The sequence below is a fragment of the Aminobacter sp. GW821-FHT11F06 genome, assembly GCF_058808215.1.
Map to the genome: position 1 here is coordinate 23,814 of NZ_JBXARL010000007.1, position 18,210 is coordinate 42,023.

Consider the following 18,210-nt stretch of genomic DNA (forward strand, 5'->3'; position numbering starts at 1 on the left):
ATGCAAGATCAGGTCCATGCCGACAGCCATCCTCGCAGACCGCGCCATAACAGATGTTTCCGGCCCCGACGCCGAGCATTTCCTACAAAACATCCTGACGCTTGATCTGGATGCACTCGGCATGCACGAGGCGAAACCCGGCGCGCTGCTGGCTCCGCAAGGCAAGATCATGTTCGATTTCCTGGTCTCGCGCAGCGGCGAAAGCGCGTTTCGGCTGGAATGCCGGGCCGACATCGCGGACGATTTCGTCCGCCGCCTGATGCTCTACCGCTTGCGTGCCAAGGCCGATATTTCCAAGCAGGAACAGCCTGTTGTCGCTGTTTCATGGCAATCTGATTCAGCCGCTTCGCAGACTGAATCAAGTTCGGCCGTCCGTGACAGCCGCTTCCCCTCGCCCGTCACTCGTTTCTACGGCGATGCACCCGTAGCCGACGCCACTGAAGCCGACTGGCACGCCTTCCGCATCGCCAATGGTGTCGCCGAAAGCGGGCCTGACTACGCACTCAGCGACGCCTTCCCGCATGACGTTTTGCTCGATCAGATGGGCGGCGTCGGCTTCAAGAAAGGCTGCTTCATCGGCCAGGAGGTCGTTTCGCGCATGCAGCATCGCGGCACCGCACGCCGCCGCGTGCTGCTCGTCTCGGCAGGCTCGGCCCTGCCTATCGCCGGGACCGAGCTCAAGGCCGACGGCAAAGTCATCGGCACGCTTGGCTCCGCCTCCGGCACGCATGGCCTTGCCATCGCCCGCATCGACAGGGTCAAGGCGGCACTCGACGCCGGCAGCGAAATCACCGCCGGCGACATCGCCGTGTCGCTTCAAATCCCCGCCTGGGCGAGCTTCACCTATCCCGAAGCCGCCGGCGCGGAAGACGCCTGAGACATGGCCGACCGCCCCGGCGCCCCGCCGCGTGCCTGGCAGCGCATGCTGTCGGGCCGCAGGCTCGACCTGCTCGACCCCTCGCCGCTCGACATCGAGATTTCAGACATCGCGCATGGGCTGGCGCGTGTCGCCCGCTGGAACGGCCAGACCTCGGGCGACCACGCCTTTTCGGTGGCGCAGCACTCGCTGCTTGTCGAACAGATTTTCTGCGCCATCGAACCGGAAGCTTCGCCCGACGCGCAGCTTGCCGCGCTGCTGCATGACGCGCCCGAATATGTCATCGGCGACATGATCTCGCCGTTCAAGTCGGTTGTCGGTGGCGGCTACAAATCGTGCGAGGAGCGCCTCCAGCATGCCATCCATCTGCGCTTTGGCCTGCCGGCCGAGATCGGCCAGGGCCTGAAGAAGGACATCAAGCGCGCCGACCAGATATCAGCCTATTTCGAGGCGACGATGCTTGCCGGCTTTGCGGTTTCAGAGGCGACAGAGTTCTTCGGCCGCCCACGCGGCATCACAGCCGATGGGCTCGATCTTACGCCACAACCGGCGAAAAACGTGCAGGATGCTTTCCTCAAACGCTTCGCTGTGATTGAAAAGCAGCGATACAGGTAGATTTACGCCGGCGGGATGAATTCCTGGCTGATCTCCTTGAACACCGGCATGGCCTCGAGCCGCGCCGCGTCCCTTGCCAGCGCAGGGAAATCGGCCATATCCAGCAGCCCCTGATGCGCATCGTTGATGAAACGCAGCACGACAGTCACGGCGATATCGGCATGGCCGATGCGGTCGCCGAACCAGTAGTCGCCGCCGCTTTTGCCTCGTTCGGCTTCGAGCACTTCGAGAACCGACGCTATCTGCGTGCGGCAGCGCTCGACCCAGACGTCCGACACATGGGTATGCAGCCGCTTTTCGTAAAACAGGCTGACGGCCTTTTCGCCGACGCCCATCGCCAGCGAGGCGATCTTCAGCGCCTGATGCCGCGCCGGCTCGGCTGAGGGGAACATCGCCTGGTCAGCGGGTGCCAGGCTGTCGAGATAGTCGAGGATGATGTGGCTTTCGATCAGCACCTCGCCATTGTCGAGCACCAGCGTCGGCACCCGCGTCAGCGGGTTGTAGGCGCGGATCTTGTCGGCATCGCCAAAGGCCGACCACGGCTCGTGCTTGAACGGCAGGCCATAAAGCCTGAGCGCGACGCCGACGCGGCGGACGAAGGGTGAGTCAAACTGGCCGATGAGGATCATGGGGCTGCTTTCTGCGGTCTGATGGTTCGAATGAAAGGCCATGGCGGCCGGCAGTCAAGTCCTGGAATGCCGACCCGGCTGGCCGCGCAGCTCAAGCACCGTCACCAGCACCATCACGGCGGTCGTCGCCGCCCCCACAAGCAACGGCGACAAGTGGCTGGCGAGCGGCACCATGGCCGCGAGGATGGCGATGCCGATCAGGTGCGACAGCGGCGTCCTGCCGGTGACGTAGCGCTTGAACAAAAGATTGCCGAACAGATACAGCGCCGAGCCGCCGACCGAGGTCCAGATCACGGCGGCTCCAGAATGGCCGAGCGGATGGGCCAGCACCAGCTCGTCCGACACCGCCACCACGATGATGCCGGCAACCAGCACGACGGGGATGTAGGTGTAGGCGACGCGCGCGATGCGGCCCCTGTCGGCGGCCTCTGATATCTTGTGATGCGCCATCTCCTGGCCGACATTGAAATAGATCAGCCACATGGCGACCGAGGCGAAGAAGGTGGTGAGAAATGCCGCCAGGTTGATCCAGTTCCATTCGAGTTCGGCGAAGGTCGCGCCCGAAACCAGGATCGATTCACCGAGCGCTATGATGATGAAAAGTGCTGAGCGCTCGGCCATGTGGCCGCCGTCGACATCCCAGTCGGCGGTCGTCGAGGCACCATGCCATGGCGTCCAGAAACCGAGCGCCGGCGAAATCAGCTCGATCGCCAAGGCGATGCCCCAGAGCAGGAAACGGCTTTCGGGTGCTGCCAGCCCGCCTGATATCCAGAAGATTCCGGACAGGCAAAGCCACAGGCCGATGCGCACGAAATTGGCGTGATTGTCGGGATTGTGGTGCTTGAGCGCCCACAGCATGAACAGCGTGCGGCCGAGCTGCATGAATACATAGGCGACAGCGAACTGCAGGCCGCGTCCCTCGAAGGCCTCAGGGATCGACGTCGACAGCATCAGCCCCGCCAGCATCAGCACGAACAGCATGCCGCGCACCGGCGCTTTGGTCGGGTCGAGCCAGTTGGTCACCCAGGCGGTGTAGTTCCACACCCACCACACGGCGATCAGCATCAAAAGGCTTTCGAGCGCGCCTCGCATGCCGAGGTCGCGCAAAAGGAAATGCGACAGCTGGGTAATGGCGAAAACGAAGACCAGGTCGAAGAACAGCTCGACGAAGTCGACCCGCGCCGCCTCGCCCGTGCCGCGCTTGCGCTGATAGTTATGCGTTGCCCCTGTGATCGCCATGCCCGCCCCCGTTGCTGGTGGCCCACAGCTTCAACGGCGATCTCCCCGCGGTCAAGTCGGGTCGGTCGACGCCCCCCTCTCCCCGTTCTTGCGGGGAGAGGGCAAGGGTGAGGGGCAGCGCTGACATTAGTCGACCAGCGTGCCGCAGCTCAGATTGGCGATAGCACCGGTCATCGCGCCGGCACGGTCGGAGGCTACGAAAGCGGCGAAGTCGCCGATCTCGGCCAGCGTGGGAAAACGCCGGAGCAACGGCCCGGAAGCGGCGCGGGCAGCGAGCATGTCGTAGACCGACATGCCGGCGCGCTTGGCGAAGCCCTCGAAGGCCGCGCGGGCGTGCGAAATTTCAAGGGATTCCGGGATGGCATCAGGTCTCAAGCAGATCACCCTGATGCCTTGCGACCCGAGTTCACCGGCGAGGATGCGCGACATGGCTTCGACAGCCGCACTTGCCACGCCGTTGCCGAGAAAGCCGACGCCCGACAGCCGCGCACCCGGCGTCGACAGAGTCAGGATCACGCCCTTGCCGCGCATGTGCCGCGCCACCGCCTTGGCGGTCAGGAAGTTGGTCCTGGTGTAGGCAGAGACAGGCGTTTCGAAATCGGCAAGCGAAAGTTCGGCGAACGGCGTGCCCTGCACATGGGCGATGCCGACAGCGTTCAGCGCGATGTCGATGCCGCCAGTCTTTTGCGCCACCGCATCGGCATGATGCTCCACGGCCTGCTCGTCGAGCGCGTCGAGTATGGCAATTTCCGCGAAACCGCCCACGGCGCGAATGTCGGCCACGACAGTCTCCATCCTGGCGCGCGTGCGCCCGGCAAGGAACACGCGCGCGCCGTCACGGGCGAATGCCTTTGCAGCAGCTCCGCCGATCGCGCCGCCGCCGCCATAGACGACGGCCGTCTTGTTCTTGAGCAACATGTCACTCTCCAGCCTTTGAAGTGGTCTGCGAACTGCCGATACGCTCAGCGTATTCCGCCACCAGCCGCGTGTGGGTCCGCCAGAAGCCCTCGGGCTCGCGTCCCTCAAGCCTGTCGGCAAGTATGCCGAGATGCGTGTGCCAGCCGGCCGCGACGTTCAGCATCGCGCCGTGGTCGGTGAGACGACGATGGGTGACCGTCAGCAGCACCTTGCCGTTGCGCGGAGCGAGTTCGAAACGCACCTCCGAGCTTGCGCCCGCCTCTGGCGCACCGCCCCAGCTGTAGGCGAGCAGATGCGGCGGCTCGCAGGCGATGATCTCGCCAGGCACCCGATGCTCGGCGAAGGCGGCCATATGCGCAGGCGGCGGGTCGTCGTTGCGGGTCAGTTCGGAATTGCGGAAGATATTCTCGACCTGCCCGCCTGCCGTGAGTTCCATTGGCCCCGCCGCGAGCCATGTCCGGCGCTTGTCGGACTGTGTCAGGTACTCCCACACCCGCTCGATCGGGCCGGGCAAAAGTCGCTCGATGCGCAAGGTGCCGGGTTCGGTGACAACGCCGTAGGAAGCCTGCAGAGCCTGAATGGTCATGGCTTGATTCCTTTCTGTCTGTCCTCGGCGGCGGCGCGATCCTCCGCCTCCAGGATGGCCTCAAGTGAGTCGAGTTGCTGGTTCCAGAATTTCTCGTAGTGGCGCATCCACTCGACGCCGGCATGCATCGGCAGCGCATCGAGGCTGCAGACATGGGTGCGACCTTGCACGCTGCGTTTCACCAGCCCCGCCTTCTCCAGCACCTTGATGTGCTTTGACGCCGCGGCCAGCGACATGTCGAAGGGCGCGGCAAGGTCGCCGACATTGCGCGGTCCCCTGGCCAGACCGTTGAGCATCGCCCGGCGGGTCGGGTCGGAAAGCGCGTGAAAGATCGCGTCGAGCAGTTCTGTATTTTGTTCAACCATAAGGTTGAAGATAGAGCCGCAAATCCAAATAGTCAACCATTCGGTAAAATTATTTTTTGAGGCTATTTGCCGTTGCGCTCCAGCCGGTCGAGGAACCACTGGGTCAGGCGCACCCAGACCTCGTCCTTCTCGCCGGAATCCTCGACACCGTGGTCGAGATTGGGATTGTCGTTGACCTCGATGACGAACACGCCGTCCTTAGTCTCCTTGAGGTCGACGCCATAGAGCCCGTCGCCGATGCAGCGCGCCGCACGCACGGCGGTGTCGATGACATGGGCCGGCGCATTCTTGAGCGTGAACGTCTTGATGCCGCCCTCGTCGGGCTTGCCGGCGCGGTCGTGGTTGACGATCTGCCAGTGCTTCTTGGCCATCAGATAGTGGATGGCGAATAGCGGCTGGCCGCCGAGCACACCGACACGCCAGTCATATTCCGTAGGCATGAATTTCTGGGCGATCAAAAGATCGGAATCCTCGAGCCACGAGGTCGCCAGCGTCTTCAGCTCGTCGAAATTCGACGCCTTCTTGACGCCGCGCGAAAACGAGCTGTCGGGGATCTTCAGCACCAGCGGAAAGCCGAGCGTGTCGGCCGCGAGCTGCAGATCCGACTGTCCCGCGATCATCACTGTCGGCGGCACCGGCACGTTGTTGTAGGCCATCAGCTCGTTGAGATAGACCTTGTTGGTGCAGCGGATCATCGACAGCGGGTCGTCGATGACGGGCATGCCCTCCTGCTGGGCACGGCGGGCGAAGCGGTAGGTGTGGTTGGAGATCGACGTCGTCTCGCGGATGAACAGCGCGTCGTAATTGGCGAGCTTGGCCAGGTCCTTCCTGGTGATCGGCTCGACCTCGACGCCCATCTTTTCGGCGATGCGGGCCCAGTAGCGCAGCGACGAGATTTCCGATGGCGGCATCTGCTCGTTGGGATCGATCAGCGTGGCGAAGGTGTAGCGCGAGGGCGTGCGCGCCTTGGTGTCGCGCCATTCCCGGCTGGTGTAGGCTTCAAGTGCTGCCACGAAGCGCTTCTTGTCGGCATCGTCGAGCCGCCCAAGGGCTGCAAAGCCGATCTTGTGGATCGAGGCCCATTCGCCGTCCTTGATGGCGACTTCCAGTGCCGGCGCGCGGAACCAGTCGAACAAAAGCCGGGCGAAGCGGTCCCAGGCTTTCGACGGGCCGACGCCGAAAAAGACAGTCACCTTCGCCGGAAACGTGCCGCCAAGGTCCTTGCGGCATTTGTTGAGCGCCAGCTCCAGTTCCGGCAGCGCGTTTTCGTAAAGCTTGCGCTCCGACAGGTCGATCATCGTCTCGACTGTCGGGATCACCTTGTGCCCACGCGAGCCCGCAAGCAGCGAGGCGTAGTAACCGCGGCTCTGATAGGCATAGCGGTTCGACAGGTTGATGATTTTCGGCCGCTGGCCGCGAAACAGCGCGGGATGGGCGAGATAGTCGCGATTGGTGATGATTTTGTGCGGCGTTGCCGCCTGGTCGAGATCGCTTTGGCGGCCGGTAAGAATGACCCAGGTCATCGTATCAAGGGCTTTCCGAGAATGATTGCGGCGCGCAGGCCATCGCGGCCGAACTGCGCCATGCGCATGAAGATGTCGTAGGGAACAGGAATGTTGGCGGCGTCCGAAGCGGTCTCGCGCTGCTCGTCTTCGATCCACGGGTCGTGGATCAGGATGTGGCTGCCATCATCGCTGATGGCCAGCACCCAGTGCGGCACCTTCTTGCCGAACATCAGGAAGCCCGAGATCAGCACCAGCACAAGCTTGCCCTCGGCCAGCTTGCCTCTGATATCGTCGAGGGCGAACGGGCGGTAGGTCACCGGAATAGCGTATTTTTCGGCGCGGTTGCGGAAATCGGCTTGCGCCAGTTCCATCACCCGGCGCTTTTCAGCACTGCGCACCGACTGCAAAAACAGCGCGCCGGGGAAGGACACGAAAATCTCGGTGCCGAGGCCTGCTTCATATGCGGCGACCGCCAACCCAAACGGTTCGCAGCCGCCCGGCCCCGACATCATGAAGATCGTCGTTGCCTCGCGCCACAGCCTGATTTCCATCACCGGGTCGGGCACGAAACCCCGGTCGAAATTGGCCATGGCCATCATCAGGCAGCACGGGCCGCAGGTGAAGTCGCAGGTCTGGGCGTAGAACGGCACCTTGGTCGCCACCGGCACGTCGCCGCGCAGCGTCTTTTCGTAGCGCAGCGCGGTCATGCCGTCTTCGTAATAGTCCGGCTCCTGGCCGATCTTGCGGTAGCCGTTCTGCTCGTAGAGCCGAATGGCGCGGGCATTGTCCTCGCGCACCTCAAGCCGCAGCATCATGCGGCCATGCTCGTAGGCGACATGCTCGGCCGCATCGAGCAGGCTGCGGCCGATGCCCTTGCCGCCAAAATCGGGCGCGATCGCAAACGAATAAAGCCGCGCCACGCCGCTGCCCTTGCGAAACAGCACCATGGCGTAGCCGGCGACGCGTCCGTCGCTGTCGGCGACAAGTGCCTGTGCGGTTTCATGATCGATCAGCTGGCGGAAGGATCGGCGCGAGATCCGGTCGCCTTCAAAGACGGCGTTCTCGATGGCGCAGAGCGCATCGACATCATCTGCGCGGGCCGTACGAATGTCGGCAGCCATGCGGACCTGAGAACCTCGATTGGGCGGAAGAGAGCCCTAAGGATGCATCCTGCGAAGCACTCATGCGCTCGCCATTCCAGCGCAGTCACGCCTCGATTCGGGCCTTATTGTGACATGGGGCGGGGGCGGCTGGGCATATGAATCTTGTAGGGAAATGCTCTTGGCCGGAACGTCGCCGATCCCCCCACTTCCTTCCAAGGTCGCGGCATGGCTTCCCGGCACTCTCCGCTCGTTTCACGCGCTCACGAGGTCGGGAATGACGAGCTTCGTCAGCCGTCAGCGGCAATAGCTATTTCGATTCCACGGCGTCGATGGTCGGTTCGGCCTCGTCGCGGTCTTGATCGAACTGGGTAGCTTCGGGCAGTGGCGTGAGCCAATGCTCGCGCCTGGTAACCCAGAGTTCGTATTGCGGGACAAGATCGGTCGGAACTTCATCCAGGCTGCCGATCGTGACTTCGGCTTCGCCCTCGCTGACCCAGGCGACGCGGCCGCCGCAGGTCGTGCAAAAGCTTCGGTTGGCATAGGTGCTGGTGTAGCCGGTCTCCTGCTCGAATGCCTCGATAGGCCACACAGCATAGGCCGCAAACGGCGCGCCGCTGCTCTTTCTGCAGTCAGCGCAGTGGCAGATGCCGACCCGGAGCGGTTCGCCGCTCACGCGGAACGTCACACCGCGGCAAAGACAGCTTCCGGAACGGATGGGCGTCGCGACAAGGTCCTGCACCGCAAGTCTCCTTTTCCGAACAAACGGCGCATCTGCCGGTTTGTTCCCACCGACCGGCGGAGCCATCTTTAAAGCAATTTTGTTGCGACCTCGGGAAGCTGGCCTACGAATGCGGGGATACTGCACTGCAAGGAGCACCTTCACCTCATGCTGATGCGAAAGCGCCCTGCAATCCGTCATTCCCGACCTCGTGAGCGAGGAACGAGCGGAGAGCGTCGGGAATCCATGCTGCGACCGCCAATGGCCACAAGCCGTCAGAAACCGGCGCCCTCCGTGCCTCAACGTACGCCTAAGACTGCCTCAGCCCCGCGCCGGCCAGCAGCTGCTTGTAGGCATCCCTCGCGACCACGCCCATCTGCTCCGCCGGCAGCGTGCCGACGATGACGCAGCCATAGCCCTTGTCCTGCCAGTAGACAGCCTCGGGGCCACCGCTGGCGAGCGTGACTGTGCCCTTCGAGCGCGCGCTGCCTTCGGTGGTGACATAGACCGAAATCCGGTTGCCCTCGGCGTCGGCATAAAGCATCAGCGCGGCGGTGCTGCCATTCGCAGGCACCAGGCGTCCGCCCAAAAGCTTGAAGCCGTTGTTGCTGAGATCAGGCGCCACCAGCTTCAGCCCGGTGCGCTTGGACAGCCAGCCGGTCAGATAGGCCTGGTCGCTGCCATCGACCTCGACGGGCCGGTTCTTGTCGGCGGCAAAGGTCTGATGCGCGGCGATCGCCAGCTCGGCCATGCGGTCGTCCGTATCGGAACCGGAGCCGAGCCCGCTTGCGCCAGCGAAATAGCCGCCGAGGCCGCCGGCGACCAGCAATGCGGCGGCTGCCGCCATGCGCCAGCGCTGTGGTGCCTCCTTGCGCTTGGGCGCCTCGCCGTTGACGGCCGCTTCTAGCCGCGAAGGCACATTTTCGTCGAGCACGCCGGCAAAGATGTCGCGCAATGCCGAATTGTCGGCGGCATAACGCTGGCTCTTCGCCTTCATGTCGGGATTGGCCTCCAGCCAAGCCTGATAGGCGGCGCGTTCGTCCTCCGGCAGCTCGCCGTCAAGCGCCAGGTGGATATCGCGATCGGTAAAGGCGCGCGCGTTCATTTCTCGACGATCCTTATCGTCCGCCGGCGTGCCTGATCGTCAAGCAGCCCTCGCAGTTCCTCGCGTCCGCGCGCGATGCGCGACATCAGCGTGCCGGCCGGCACGCCGAGCATCATCGCGGCCTCGGCATAGGAAAAACCTTCGATGGCGACCATCACCAGTGCGGCGCGCCGGTCGGGACTGATCGCCTGCAGCGCATCGACAATCTCGCGCGAGGCGACACTTTCCGCCTGCATCGCCGGTGTTGCCAGCGCCTCACTGGCATCGAGCGGCAGCATCGCCGCCTCGCCGCGCCGGTTCACCTTGCGCATTTGGTCGATGAATAGATGATGCATGATCGTAAACAGCCACCTCCTGGGGTTTTCTCCGGTTCGCCAGTTGTCCATGCGCACGAGCGCGCGTTCGAGGCAGTCCTGGACAAGGTCGTCGGCAGCATCGCGGTCGCGCAGAAGCGCGCGCGCATACCGGCGCAGACGGGGAATCTCCTGAAGTATCGCTGCCTTCTTTTCGTCCATGACCGCGGATCGCAAGTCGCCCTCTTTGCACGCCGATTGAACGCGCCTTATCGGCGCGACGCAAGCGTGTGACCAACGGCGGCTTGCCACCCCAGTCACCCAAGCGCACAACTAACGATTGCCGGGCGCGTTCTATTCCCGACACATCAGAATTGTTGAAGCATTGCGCTAGTTCAATTGATTTTGAACATCGCGCGGGATCGGCTAAAAAAGCGACTCCACGGGAGATGCGACCATGACTGCGGCAACTGCAACCACCAAGTCGCAATCGAGCGTTCCCTGGCTCATCATCATCTGCGGCTGCCTGATCGCCGCGCTGACCTTCGGCCCGCGCTCGGCGATGGGCTTCTTCCAGCTTCCCATGCTTGCCGAAAAGGGCTGGGACCGGACCACTTTCGGCCTTGCCATGGCGATCCAGAACCTGTGCTGGGGCCTTGGCCAGCCGATCTTCGGCGCCATCGCCGACAAGTTTGGCAGCTGGCGCGTGCTGACGCTCGGCGCGGTGCTCTACGCGCTCGGCCTGTATCTGATGGCCCATGCCGACAGCGCCACCATGCTGCATCTGAGCGGTGGCGTGCTTGTCGGCCTTGGCGTTGCCGCAGGCTCGTTCAGCATCGTGCTGGCTGCCTTCGCCCGCAACACCAACCCTGAGAATCGGTCCATGGTGTTCGGCATCGGCACGGCAGCAGGCTCCGCCGGCATGTTCATCTTCGCGCCGATCAGCCAGGGCCTGATCGACGCCTATGGCTGGTCCGACACGCTCGTCTACATGTCGATCGCCATGCTGGTCATCCCGGTACTGGCGATCCCGCTGGTCGGCAATGCGCGCTCGGGCAAGGTATCGCAGGCCGAGGTCGACCAGACGCTCAGTCAGGCGCTGTCCGAAGCATTCGGCCACAAGAGCTACCTGCTGTTGACGTCCGGCTTCTTCGTCTGCGGCTTCCAGGTCGCCTTCATCACCGCCCACTTCCCTGCCTATATCAGGGACATCGGCATCGACGCGCGTTACGCCGTCATCGCATTGGCGCTGATCGGCTTCTTCAACGTCATCGGCTCGCTCGCCTCTGGCGTCATTGCCCAGAAATACTCAAAGCCGCACTTCCTTGCCTGGATCTATATAGCCCGCTCGGTGCTGGTGACGGCCTTCCTGCTGTTGCCGCAGACACCGACAAGCGTGGTGATCTTCGCCATCGTCATGGGGCTGCTGTGGCTATCGACAGTGCCGCCGACCAACGGGCTTGTCGCCATCATGTTCGGCACCCGCCATCTCGGCATGCTCGGCGGCATTGTGTTTTTCTCGCACCAGATCGGCTCGTTCCTCGGCGTCTGGCTTGGCGGCTACCTCTACGACCATTTCGGATCCTACAATCCGGTCTGGTGGCTCGGCGTGATCCTTGGCCTGTTCGCCGCCGCCGTTCATTGGCCAATCAAGGAACGCCCGGTCGCACGGCCAGCAGCGCTGGCGCCAGCGGAGTGAGGCTATCGCTGGCCTGACTGTTTCAGGCCAGATCGGTTTGGGAAAAGTCGTTGCCCTTGTAGAGCAGCTTGGCGCCGAGCGTCTTGGCGCAGGCATAAGCAAAACAATCGCCGAAGTTGAGGTCGGCTGGATGGCCGACCGCCTTGCCGTAACGCATGCCGGCGTCAATGGCGACCGAGCCGATCTCGCTTGAGATCGCTGTTTCCTGCGCTCCGATTTCGAGGATAAAACCGTCGACCAGTTCGCGCGCCTGGAACACGACTTCCGGAAGAGGTTTGCGTCCTGTTGGTCCGGCCGCCGCGCGCGCCAGCGCCATCACCGCTTCGAAGCGAACCAGTGGCGAGACATGGCGCTCGCCAGGAATGTCGCCCAGCCGCTTGACCAGTTCTTCCCAGCCGGCTTCCTGGTTCAGGATGGCAACGATCACCGACGCATCGACGAACATCATTCGCCGTCCCACATCTCGTCGGTGAATTTCTTCATGTCGAAGTCTGGATTGGGCAGGCCGATGCCGGCTGCCCTGGCCTGCAATTTGGCCAGCCGATCGCGCAGCGGCACCTTGGCGCGATTGCGCGCGAGTTCGTGCAGCAGTGCCGTGCGTACGGCCTCGGTCTTGCTCACGGCGCCCGACACCTGCTGCAGCTCGGCCGCCAGTGCATCGACTTCATTGTCTCTGATATAGAGCGGCATCTGAATATTCCTTCTGCATATCCAGATATTCCATCTTGCATATTCATTCAAGATGGATCGCGCACGCCAAAACTCAGCTGCAATAAAAGCGGCGGCCGCCGTCGCCGATGAAGGTGTTGCTGCGCCGGTCGTAGCCATAGCGCCGGTGGCACGGCCGGTTCACCTGCTCGCGCTTGCGCTCCCTGGCATTCTGCTCGGCTACCGATCCGGCAACGATGGCACCGACGGCAAGTCCCAGAATGCCAAGACCGATCGCGGCCTCGACGTCGCGATCCTTGTCGCGCTTGCGGCGTTCGTGGCGGTCCTGACGGTCGCGCCACCGATCGCACTGCCGGCGTTCGTAGCGATCGCGCAGCCACGCGCAGTCGATGTCGTCGTCATCATCGTCATAATAGCTGTCGCCGACCAGCTGCACCGAAGCACCCGCCGTAGCGCTGCGGCTGCCGGCATGCGCTGGCAGACTGGCCAGCAGGCTCGCAGCCAGCAGGCAGGCAAGCGATTTTGCAAACAACATTTTCGCCCTCATCTTTGGGATCGCCCGAGCATCGGAAACAGGCCGATTGGGAGCTGGGCCTGTCTTCGATGCGATGGAAAGTGCTGCGCGTCCTCCCTGGAGGGGCAAAGGACGCGGCAGCACTTTGGACCAGGTCCGATCCGTCCCGAAAATCGCTGCCGATCTTCGGGAGGCATGCGTTAGAAGCGGTAGTTCAGGCCGAGCTTGACGCTGTGGCTGGCAAGGTCGTCGCTGCGGCGGGTACCGCCGGCAACCACGGAGCTGACCTCGCCATAGTTGACGTAATTGTATTCGGCGCGGGCCGAGATACCGCCGGCGAAAGCCTGCTCGACACCGCCGCCGATCAGGTAGCCGCCTTCCCACTTGTCGTCGGAAATCACGTTGCCCTTGGCCTTGAACTTGGCCATGGAGTAGCCGGCCGTGCCGTAGACGAGCGTGCGATCGAGGCTGACGCCGGCGCGGACCTTGGCCGCACCGTTCCAGGTACGCTGGAGTTCGGCACCGCGACCGAGGTCGTATTTCGACCCGCCGGAATAGCTGCCCTCAAGCTCGGCGCCGTAGACCATGACACCGGACTGGAAGTTGGTGCCAACCTGGCCGCCGAACTGCAAGCCGCTCTTGTCTGCGAACGGATTGGGGAAACCGGAAGATGCGGAACCGAGGTGAACACCGGCATAGATGCCCGACCAGTCATAAGGCGCATCGGAAAACTGCTGGGATTCGTAGTTCTGGGCCACGTCCGCTGCCATCGCGGGCATGGCAAAAGGCGCCAGGCCAGCGAATACAACGACAAACAGATTTCGCTTGGACATGATAATTCTTGCTCCGACATTGACGTTGGGCTGCGAAGCAAGTGCCTCGCAGCCCGTTGACGGGGCATCGACGCGGCGGCAACGGGGGGAGAACCCGCCGGCGAAGTCCCGTGCAGCCTATTTGGTTGCGAGCGGAAACTGCGCCTTCTGCATTGCAGCAACATTGCATCAAATATAATAAAATCAGCTATTTATCGGTAATCTTTCAGTAATCTTCATTAAGCGATCCTTTCACCTGGGCGCTCGGACGCGCCGAGATTCAGATCAGGCCCAACTGAAAATGCTGGGTGCCGAGACGGCTACACGGCCAACTATGCGGCCTATGTCCACTACAGCGCCGAAGGCGCCGAGCCTCGGCCATGGGGACGCTGGTAGCGCAACGCTGGCAGATGACTGTCGAGGCCAAAGCGGCCGAAGTAAAAGCCCGATTGGGATTGTAGCGCGGCCTACGGCGCGAAATTGCCAGTCATCACCTGGAAGGCCATGACGACGAGTGGAATAAGCAAAACTACAATCAGCAAGCCGAGACCGACTAAGATCACCAAGCCCGCACTGGCTTTTCTGGTTTCTCGGGTGGTAGGCTCCTGATCTTTGCCTTCTGTCTTCACGATCTCACCTCTGCTCTACATCGACATTTCGCCGAAAAATCTGAGGTCAAATCAAGCGCCATCAATCGAAACATCGATAGAGGCGGCGCTGTTCGCCCGCGTGGCGTCGCTTGTCCCAGTGATGCCGATTGCCTGGCCTCACCTGAGCTTTAATCCGCCGGCTCCGAGAACCGGAACGGAACGTGCATTCGGGTACGTGAGTACCGGAAGCGGAGGGAGCCGGCATTTGCAAGCCGGCCTCATCTGAATCTCTAGCGGGCGGCTCGCGTGAGCAGCTTTTGGTAAAACAACCCGATACCGATCAGCACCGCACCCAGGCCGATGAAGGACAGCGCGCGCAGAACGCCCTCGAGTTCGGACATGTCGAACAGGAAGACTTTTGCCACCGCAATCGAGATCAGCGCTGCCGAAGCGATACGCAGGACCTGCGATTTCAGCGTCACGCCGGCGACCAGAAGCCCAACGCCCATGGCAAGCCAAAGTGCCGAATAGGTGTAGGTCTCGACCTGGCCGAGCCCGGCCCACAAGCCGATATGCTCGCCCTGGAACAGCCGCCTGACCGACAGCGTGGCATAGGCGAAGGCGAGCAGTGCCGCGACCAGCGCCAGCATTGCCGAATACCATTTCGGCCGCTTGCCCCTGGCGTAGTAGGCGAGCCCGGCGGCTGCCACCGCCGGCAGCAGATAGGCAAGGAACAACAGGTTGAAGAAAACGATCCTGCCGGTGCCCTCGTCTGTGAACAGCGGGTTGAGCACCAGGAAGTGCTGGGCAAGGATGAACAGCACCGAAAGCACGCCCATGCCAAGCGAACCGTAGCGCAGCACCGCACTTGGCGAGCGCATGTCGAGCGCCACCATGATGGCTGCGCCGCCGATCGAGATCAGCGTGTAGATCGCCTGCTCGGCCAGGGTCGGGGCATTGGAAGTGATGACGCCGCCATTCATCGCATGGCGCAGCAGCATCGCCACCGTCAGCAGCGAAAACAGCGCGGCCACCGCTTCCATGACCAGACGCGGCCGGCCGTTGGTGGTGCGCGCCAGCTGCCAGGCGCCGAAGCCGAAGGCAAGCGCGGGGATGCCGTAGCCGGGCAGCAGCCAGTTGAACACCGGCGTCCTGCCCAGGACATCGGCGCCGACGATAGTGGGGTCGAAGGCGACGCGCACGAGCACGGCGATGGCGGCGGCGACGCTCAGCCAGCCAAGCACCGGATAGCTCCGTTGGCGGGTCGCCAGCGCCGGCACGACGGCGGCCAAGCCAAGCAGGACCGTTGTGAAGCCGGAGCCAAACCCCATATGCAGGGCCAGCAACAGCGCCACCCCTGCCCCGCCGAATGCGAAAGACACCGCCGGCCCGCCGGTCAGCGGCAGTTGTTCGCCGCGCGCGATCCACTCGCCGCTGGCGACAAAAGCGGCGACCAGAGCGGCAGCAATGAGCGCGCGCACAAGGTCGCGGTCGGGGTTGCCGTAGGCGATCCAGAGCGAAAACAGCACCACCAATGGCACGGTAACGCCCCAGCCGGCCCAGCTTGCCGCACGCCAGGGTGCCGCCACCACCTGCCGCCTGGCGCTCCAGAAGCCCGCGCCGGCAAAGACCAAGGCCAGCCCCCAGCCGATGCGGGTCAGCGTCGAACCGGCGATCTCGATCGGCAGGCCCTCGACAGTCAGTGCGCCGATCGGCAGCTCCAGGTCGAACGTGCCGCCGATGGCGTTGCGCAGATAGATCAGCACCACGGCAAAGCCGGCGGCAAACAGCATGGACAGGGCTGCCGGGCGATAAAGCGCGACCGCCAGCATGCCGAGCAGCAATAGCGTGCCGCGCTGCGGGCCGCCAAGCGCGGCATAGGTCGGATGGATGAACAGCACCAGCGTAGTGACGGCGATAAAGAACGCCGGCACCATCGACGGCCAGTCGAGTTCTGCCTCATCGTCGCCGCGTCCGAGCCACAGCCAGGCAAGCGCTGCAAGCGTCACGGCACTCATGAACAAGACGATGGTGAAACTGACCAGCGGCGCGTCGGCGAGGTAGAGCAGCGTCCACAGGCCGGTGCCGATGAAGGCAGCCCCGATCAGAAGCGACCATCTGCGTGTGCGGGCAACGGCCGCAGTCGCAACCAGTACGATGGCGAGATAGCCGAACAGCGCCCAGTAGTTCGGTGCAGTGGACGAGACCAGCACAGGCGTCACCAGCGAGCCGAGCAGGCCAAGACCGGCCAGCGCCTGGCCATGTGCCAAGGCTGCGGCAATTGTCGCCACACCGACGATGCCCAAAAGGGTGAAGGCCGGACCGGCGCCGATGAAGCCGTAGATGCCGTGCGCGGCATAGATGGTGCCGAAAAGCGTGAACGCGCCAGCGGCGGTCAGGATCGCCGGGATATAGGCGCTGCCGCCATTTTGGATCGGCACGCGGAAGCCGGTGCGGCGGATGAATTCGCCGCCGCCGACAAGGATGAGGCCGAACACAGCAGCCATTGTCAGACGCGCAGCGGGGCCGAAGAAACCGGATTCGATCGAATAGCGGATCAGGAACACACCGCCGAAGGCCAGCGCCAGTCCGCCGACCCATACCGCCCAGCGCGTGCCGAGCGCGGTTTCGATATCGGGCCTTTCACGCGCCGGTACCGGCTGTGCCGGTTCGGCCGGCGCAGGCTTGGCGCTCCATGGTCCAGGCTCGCCCGCCTCGGCCTGTGCTGCGACCGGCAGTTCTTCACTGACGGGTGTTTCGGCGGCAGCAGCCACCGGCTCCGCCGCTACAGGCTGGTCGGCCGCCGTGGCCGCCAACGCCTCGGGCGCGGTCGGTTCGCTGACCGTCTCCGCTGAAATTTCCGCCGCCTTCGCGGTCGGCGCGGGCACCGTGCCTGACAATACCAAGGAGCGCAGCGCGCGCAGTTCGCGTTCGAGCAAGCCAAGCCGGCTTTGCTGCTTCGACACGATGATGATCAGCGCGACAATGGCGATGACGCCCAAAAGGCTCTCAAGCATGGCCGTTCCCCCTCAGATTGGCCTGCTCACCGCGCCGCCGGGCGGGCAGCGGGAAAGCATGTTTCGGTGCCGCAAACGAGCAGCGTGCCGTCCTTGTCCCTGGGCATAACCTCGGACAGGGCTGCTGTAGGTACTTCGCTCATGCGGCAGTGTCTCCATGGGAGATGGCTTGGGCAGCGTAGAATTTTCTCAGCGCCATGAGCAGCCCGCCTCGCGCGTCGGGCACGTCGATGCCACGCGGCTCGTAGACATGGCGGGCAAAAAAGAAGCTCGACAGCCGGAAGGCATCCTCGATCGCCTTGAGGTCCGCACCTTGCCGGGCCCCGCGCTGCAAGAAGGGCGGCAGCGCAAACAGCTTGTCGCGCCATGGTTCGCCGGCGGTTCGCGACACCGCGCGGCCCGATTTCGGCGAGACATAAGTCAGCTCCTCGACAGTACCGGTCGCGGCGCATTCGGAGAGATCGAGGCCAAAGCCAAGTTCTTCCAGCACCAAAAGCTCGAAGCGCACCACCAGTTCGCCCACAGCCTCGGCTTCGTTGAGGTGATCGATCAGGATGGCCAGCGTCTCATAGAGCGCGCCATGCGGGTCGCGCTCGGGCAGAAGCCTCAGATGCGCGGCCAGTGTCTGCAAGGCATAGACCGCGATGGCGCTGTCGATCAGACGCGCCGCATTAAGCTCGATCGGCTCGGCCTGGAAGGTGCCCAGGTGCTCGTCGAGCCGCGCACGCCAGACAAGGTCGACGCGGTTTCCAGCCTGCAGCACCGGCTGTTGCTTGCGCGAACGGCCGCCGCGCACAAGGCCAAGATGCCGGCCATGCGCACGCGTCATCACCTCGAGCACGGCAGAGGTTTCGCCATGCTTGCGGGTGCCGAGGATGATTCCTTCGTCGTGCCATTCCATGGCCGGACCATCAGCCGGTTAGGTGGCGAAATCAAGAACTATGGCTGGCAAGCAG

20 protein-coding genes are annotated in these 18,210 nt (G+C 63.5%); 3 read left to right on the plus strand and 17 right to left on the minus strand.

Going from position 1 to position 18,210, the window contains the following annotated elements:
* Positions 1 to 16: 16 nt before the first annotated feature.
* Entirely contained in the window at positions 17 to 877 is an 861-nt protein-coding gene (gene ygfZ, locus AC1RTB_RS17455; RefSeq protein WP_492880275.1) for a CAF17-like 4Fe-4S cluster assembly/insertion protein YgfZ, read from the plus strand.
* A 3-nt stretch (positions 878 to 880) separates the two neighbouring features.
* The gene (locus AC1RTB_RS17460) at positions 881 to 1,492 is read left to right on the plus strand and encodes an HD domain-containing protein (RefSeq protein ID WP_492880274.1); all 612 of its coding nucleotides are present in this window, start codon (positions 881 to 883) and stop codon (positions 1,490 to 1,492) included.
* Positions 1,493 to 1,494: 2 nt separating this feature from the next.
* Here the strand turns inward: AC1RTB_RS17460 and AC1RTB_RS17465 are convergent, their stop codons facing one another.
* From AC1RTB_RS17465 to AC1RTB_RS17510, 10 genes are all read right to left on the minus strand, one after another.
* Positions 1,495 to 2,121, minus strand: a complete 627-nt coding sequence (locus tag AC1RTB_RS17465; RefSeq protein WP_492880273.1) for a glutathione S-transferase family protein — start codon at positions 2,119 to 2,121, stop codon at positions 1,495 to 1,497.
* A gap of 54 nt (positions 2,122 to 2,175) precedes the next feature.
* Positions 2,176 to 3,360, minus strand: coding sequence for a low temperature requirement protein A (locus AC1RTB_RS17470; RefSeq protein ID WP_492880272.1), 1,185 nt, complete (start codon positions 3,358 to 3,360; stop codon positions 2,176 to 2,178).
* A 126-nt stretch (positions 3,361 to 3,486) separates the two neighbouring features.
* On the minus strand, positions 3,487 to 4,278 hold the full coding sequence (locus AC1RTB_RS17475; RefSeq protein WP_492880271.1) for an SDR family NAD(P)-dependent oxidoreductase: 792 nt from the start codon (positions 4,276 to 4,278) through the stop codon (positions 3,487 to 3,489).
* Between the two features lies 1 nt (position 4,279).
* Positions 4,280 to 4,864 carry an SRPBCC family protein gene (locus tag AC1RTB_RS17480; protein WP_492880270.1) on the minus strand — a complete coding sequence of 195 codons (585 nt, stop codon included), beginning with the start codon at positions 4,862 to 4,864 and terminating at the stop codon, positions 4,280 to 4,282.
* Entirely contained in the window at positions 4,861 to 5,229 is a 369-nt protein-coding gene (locus AC1RTB_RS17485; protein WP_492880269.1) for an ArsR/SmtB family transcription factor, read from the minus strand. Before AC1RTB_RS17485 ends, AC1RTB_RS17480 begins: the two co-directional genes overlap by 4 nt.
* A gap of 62 nt (positions 5,230 to 5,291) precedes the next feature.
* The gene (locus tag AC1RTB_RS17490) at positions 5,292 to 6,752 is read right to left on the minus strand and encodes a RimK family ATP-grasp domain-containing protein (RefSeq protein WP_492880268.1); all 1,461 of its coding nucleotides are present in this window, start codon (positions 6,750 to 6,752) and stop codon (positions 5,292 to 5,294) included.
* Positions 6,749 to 7,855, minus strand: coding sequence for a peptidase C39 family protein (locus AC1RTB_RS17495; RefSeq protein WP_492880267.1), 1,107 nt, complete (start codon positions 7,853 to 7,855; stop codon positions 6,749 to 6,751). Before AC1RTB_RS17495 ends, AC1RTB_RS17490 begins: the two co-directional genes overlap by 4 nt.
* 289 nt (positions 7,856 to 8,144) lie before the next feature.
* The gene (locus AC1RTB_RS17500; protein WP_492880266.1) at positions 8,145 to 8,576 is read right to left on the minus strand and encodes a GFA family protein; all 432 of its coding nucleotides are present in this window, start codon (positions 8,574 to 8,576) and stop codon (positions 8,145 to 8,147) included.
* A 289-nt stretch (positions 8,577 to 8,865) separates the two neighbouring features.
* Positions 8,866 to 9,660, minus strand: coding sequence for an anti-sigma factor family protein (locus AC1RTB_RS17505; RefSeq protein WP_492880265.1), 795 nt, complete (start codon positions 9,658 to 9,660; stop codon positions 8,866 to 8,868).
* Positions 9,657 to 10,175 carry a sigma-70 family RNA polymerase sigma factor gene (locus AC1RTB_RS17510; protein ID WP_492880321.1) on the minus strand — a complete coding sequence of 173 codons (519 nt, stop codon included), beginning with the start codon at positions 10,173 to 10,175 and terminating at the stop codon, positions 9,657 to 9,659. Before AC1RTB_RS17510 ends, AC1RTB_RS17505 begins: the two co-directional genes overlap by 4 nt.
* A gap of 235 nt (positions 10,176 to 10,410) precedes the next feature.
* Here AC1RTB_RS17510 and AC1RTB_RS17515 point away from each other — a divergent pair, with 235 nt between their 5' ends.
* Positions 10,411 to 11,652, plus strand: coding sequence for an MFS transporter (locus AC1RTB_RS17515; RefSeq protein ID WP_492880264.1), 1,242 nt, complete (start codon positions 10,411 to 10,413; stop codon positions 11,650 to 11,652).
* Between the two features lie 22 nt (positions 11,653 to 11,674).
* Here AC1RTB_RS17515 and AC1RTB_RS17520 read toward each other — a convergent pair whose 3' ends face one another.
* The 7 genes from AC1RTB_RS17520 to recO all read right to left on the minus strand — a co-directional run bounded on the left by AC1RTB_RS17520 (position 11,675) and on the right by recO (position 18,155).
* Positions 11,675 to 12,100, minus strand: a complete 426-nt coding sequence (locus tag AC1RTB_RS17520; protein WP_492880263.1) for a type II toxin-antitoxin system VapC family toxin — start codon at positions 12,098 to 12,100, stop codon at positions 11,675 to 11,677.
* Positions 12,097 to 12,342 carry a type II toxin-antitoxin system VapB family antitoxin gene (locus tag AC1RTB_RS17525; RefSeq protein ID WP_492880262.1) on the minus strand — a complete coding sequence of 82 codons (246 nt, stop codon included), beginning with the start codon at positions 12,340 to 12,342 and terminating at the stop codon, positions 12,097 to 12,099. Before AC1RTB_RS17525 ends, AC1RTB_RS17520 begins: the two co-directional genes overlap by 4 nt.
* A 73-nt stretch (positions 12,343 to 12,415) precedes the next feature.
* Positions 12,416 to 12,856 (minus strand): hypothetical protein, encoded by a 441-nt coding sequence (locus AC1RTB_RS17530; RefSeq protein ID WP_492880261.1) that lies wholly within the window; start codon positions 12,854 to 12,856, stop codon positions 12,416 to 12,418.
* Positions 12,857 to 13,035: 179 nt separating this feature from the next.
* Positions 13,036 to 13,668, minus strand: a complete 633-nt coding sequence (locus tag AC1RTB_RS17535) for an outer membrane protein (RefSeq protein WP_492880260.1) — start codon at positions 13,666 to 13,668, stop codon at positions 13,036 to 13,038.
* A 446-nt stretch (positions 13,669 to 14,114) separates the two neighbouring features.
* The gene (locus AC1RTB_RS17540; protein WP_492880259.1) at positions 14,115 to 14,276 is read right to left on the minus strand and encodes a hypothetical protein; all 162 of its coding nucleotides are present in this window, start codon (positions 14,274 to 14,276) and stop codon (positions 14,115 to 14,117) included.
* A gap of 251 nt (positions 14,277 to 14,527) precedes the next feature.
* Complete coding sequence (locus tag AC1RTB_RS17545; protein WP_492880258.1) at positions 14,528 to 17,254, minus strand: DUF2339 domain-containing protein; 2,727 nt, start codon at positions 17,252 to 17,254, stop codon at positions 14,528 to 14,530.
* A gap of 139 nt (positions 17,255 to 17,393) precedes the next feature.
* Entirely contained in the window at positions 17,394 to 18,155 is a 762-nt protein-coding gene (gene recO / locus AC1RTB_RS17550) for a DNA repair protein RecO (protein ID WP_492880257.1), read from the minus strand.
* Between the last annotated feature and the right edge of the window lie 55 nt (positions 18,156 to 18,210).

Coding starts and splice junctions, on each gene's coding strand:
- ygfZ (WP_492880275.1), top strand. CDS start 17: ATGCCGACAGCCATCCTCGCAGACCGCGCCATAACAGATGTTTCCGGC.
- AC1RTB_RS17460 (WP_492880274.1), top strand. CDS start 881: ATGGCCGACCGCCCCGGCGCCCCGCCGCGTGCCTGGCAGCGCATGCTG.
- AC1RTB_RS17465 (WP_492880273.1), bottom strand. CDS start 2,121: ATGATCCTCATCGGCCAGTTTGACTCACCCTTCGTCCGCCGCGTCGGC.
- AC1RTB_RS17470 (WP_492880272.1), bottom strand. CDS start 3,360: ATGGCGATCACAGGGGCAACGCATAACTATCAGCGCAAGCGCGGCACG.
- AC1RTB_RS17475 (WP_492880271.1), bottom strand. CDS start 4,278: ATGTTGCTCAAGAACAAGACGGCCGTCGTCTATGGCGGCGGCGGCGCG.
- AC1RTB_RS17480 (WP_492880270.1), bottom strand. CDS start 4,864: ATGACCATTCAGGCTCTGCAGGCTTCCTACGGCGTTGTCACCGAACCC.
- AC1RTB_RS17485 (WP_492880269.1), bottom strand. CDS start 5,229: ATGGTTGAACAAAATACAGAACTGCTCGACGCGATCTTTCACGCGCTT.
- AC1RTB_RS17490 (WP_492880268.1), bottom strand. CDS start 6,752: ATGACCTGGGTCATTCTTACCGGCCGCCAAAGCGATCTCGACCAGGCG.
- AC1RTB_RS17495 (WP_492880267.1), bottom strand. CDS start 7,855: ATGGCTGCCGACATTCGTACGGCCCGCGCAGATGATGTCGATGCGCTC.
- AC1RTB_RS17505 (WP_492880265.1), bottom strand. CDS start 9,660: ATGAACGCGCGCGCCTTTACCGATCGCGATATCCACCTGGCGCTTGAC.
- AC1RTB_RS17510 (WP_492880321.1), bottom strand. CDS start 10,175: ATGGACGAAAAGAAGGCAGCGATACTTCAGGAGATTCCCCGTCTGCGC.
- AC1RTB_RS17515 (WP_492880264.1), top strand. CDS start 10,411: ATGACTGCGGCAACTGCAACCACCAAGTCGCAATCGAGCGTTCCCTGG.
- AC1RTB_RS17520 (WP_492880263.1), bottom strand. CDS start 12,100: ATGATGTTCGTCGATGCGTCGGTGATCGTTGCCATCCTGAACCAGGAA.
- AC1RTB_RS17525 (WP_492880262.1), bottom strand. CDS start 12,342: ATGCCGCTCTATATCAGAGACAATGAAGTCGATGCACTGGCGGCCGAG.
- AC1RTB_RS17530 (WP_492880261.1), bottom strand. CDS start 12,856: ATGTTGTTTGCAAAATCGCTTGCCTGCCTGCTGGCTGCGAGCCTGCTG.
- AC1RTB_RS17535 (WP_492880260.1), bottom strand. CDS start 13,668: ATGTCCAAGCGAAATCTGTTTGTCGTTGTATTCGCTGGCCTGGCGCCT.
- AC1RTB_RS17545 (WP_492880258.1), bottom strand. CDS start 17,254: ATGCTTGAGAGCCTTTTGGGCGTCATCGCCATTGTCGCGCTGATCATC.
- recO (WP_492880257.1), bottom strand. CDS start 18,155: ATGGAATGGCACGACGAAGGAATCATCCTCGGCACCCGCAAGCATGGC.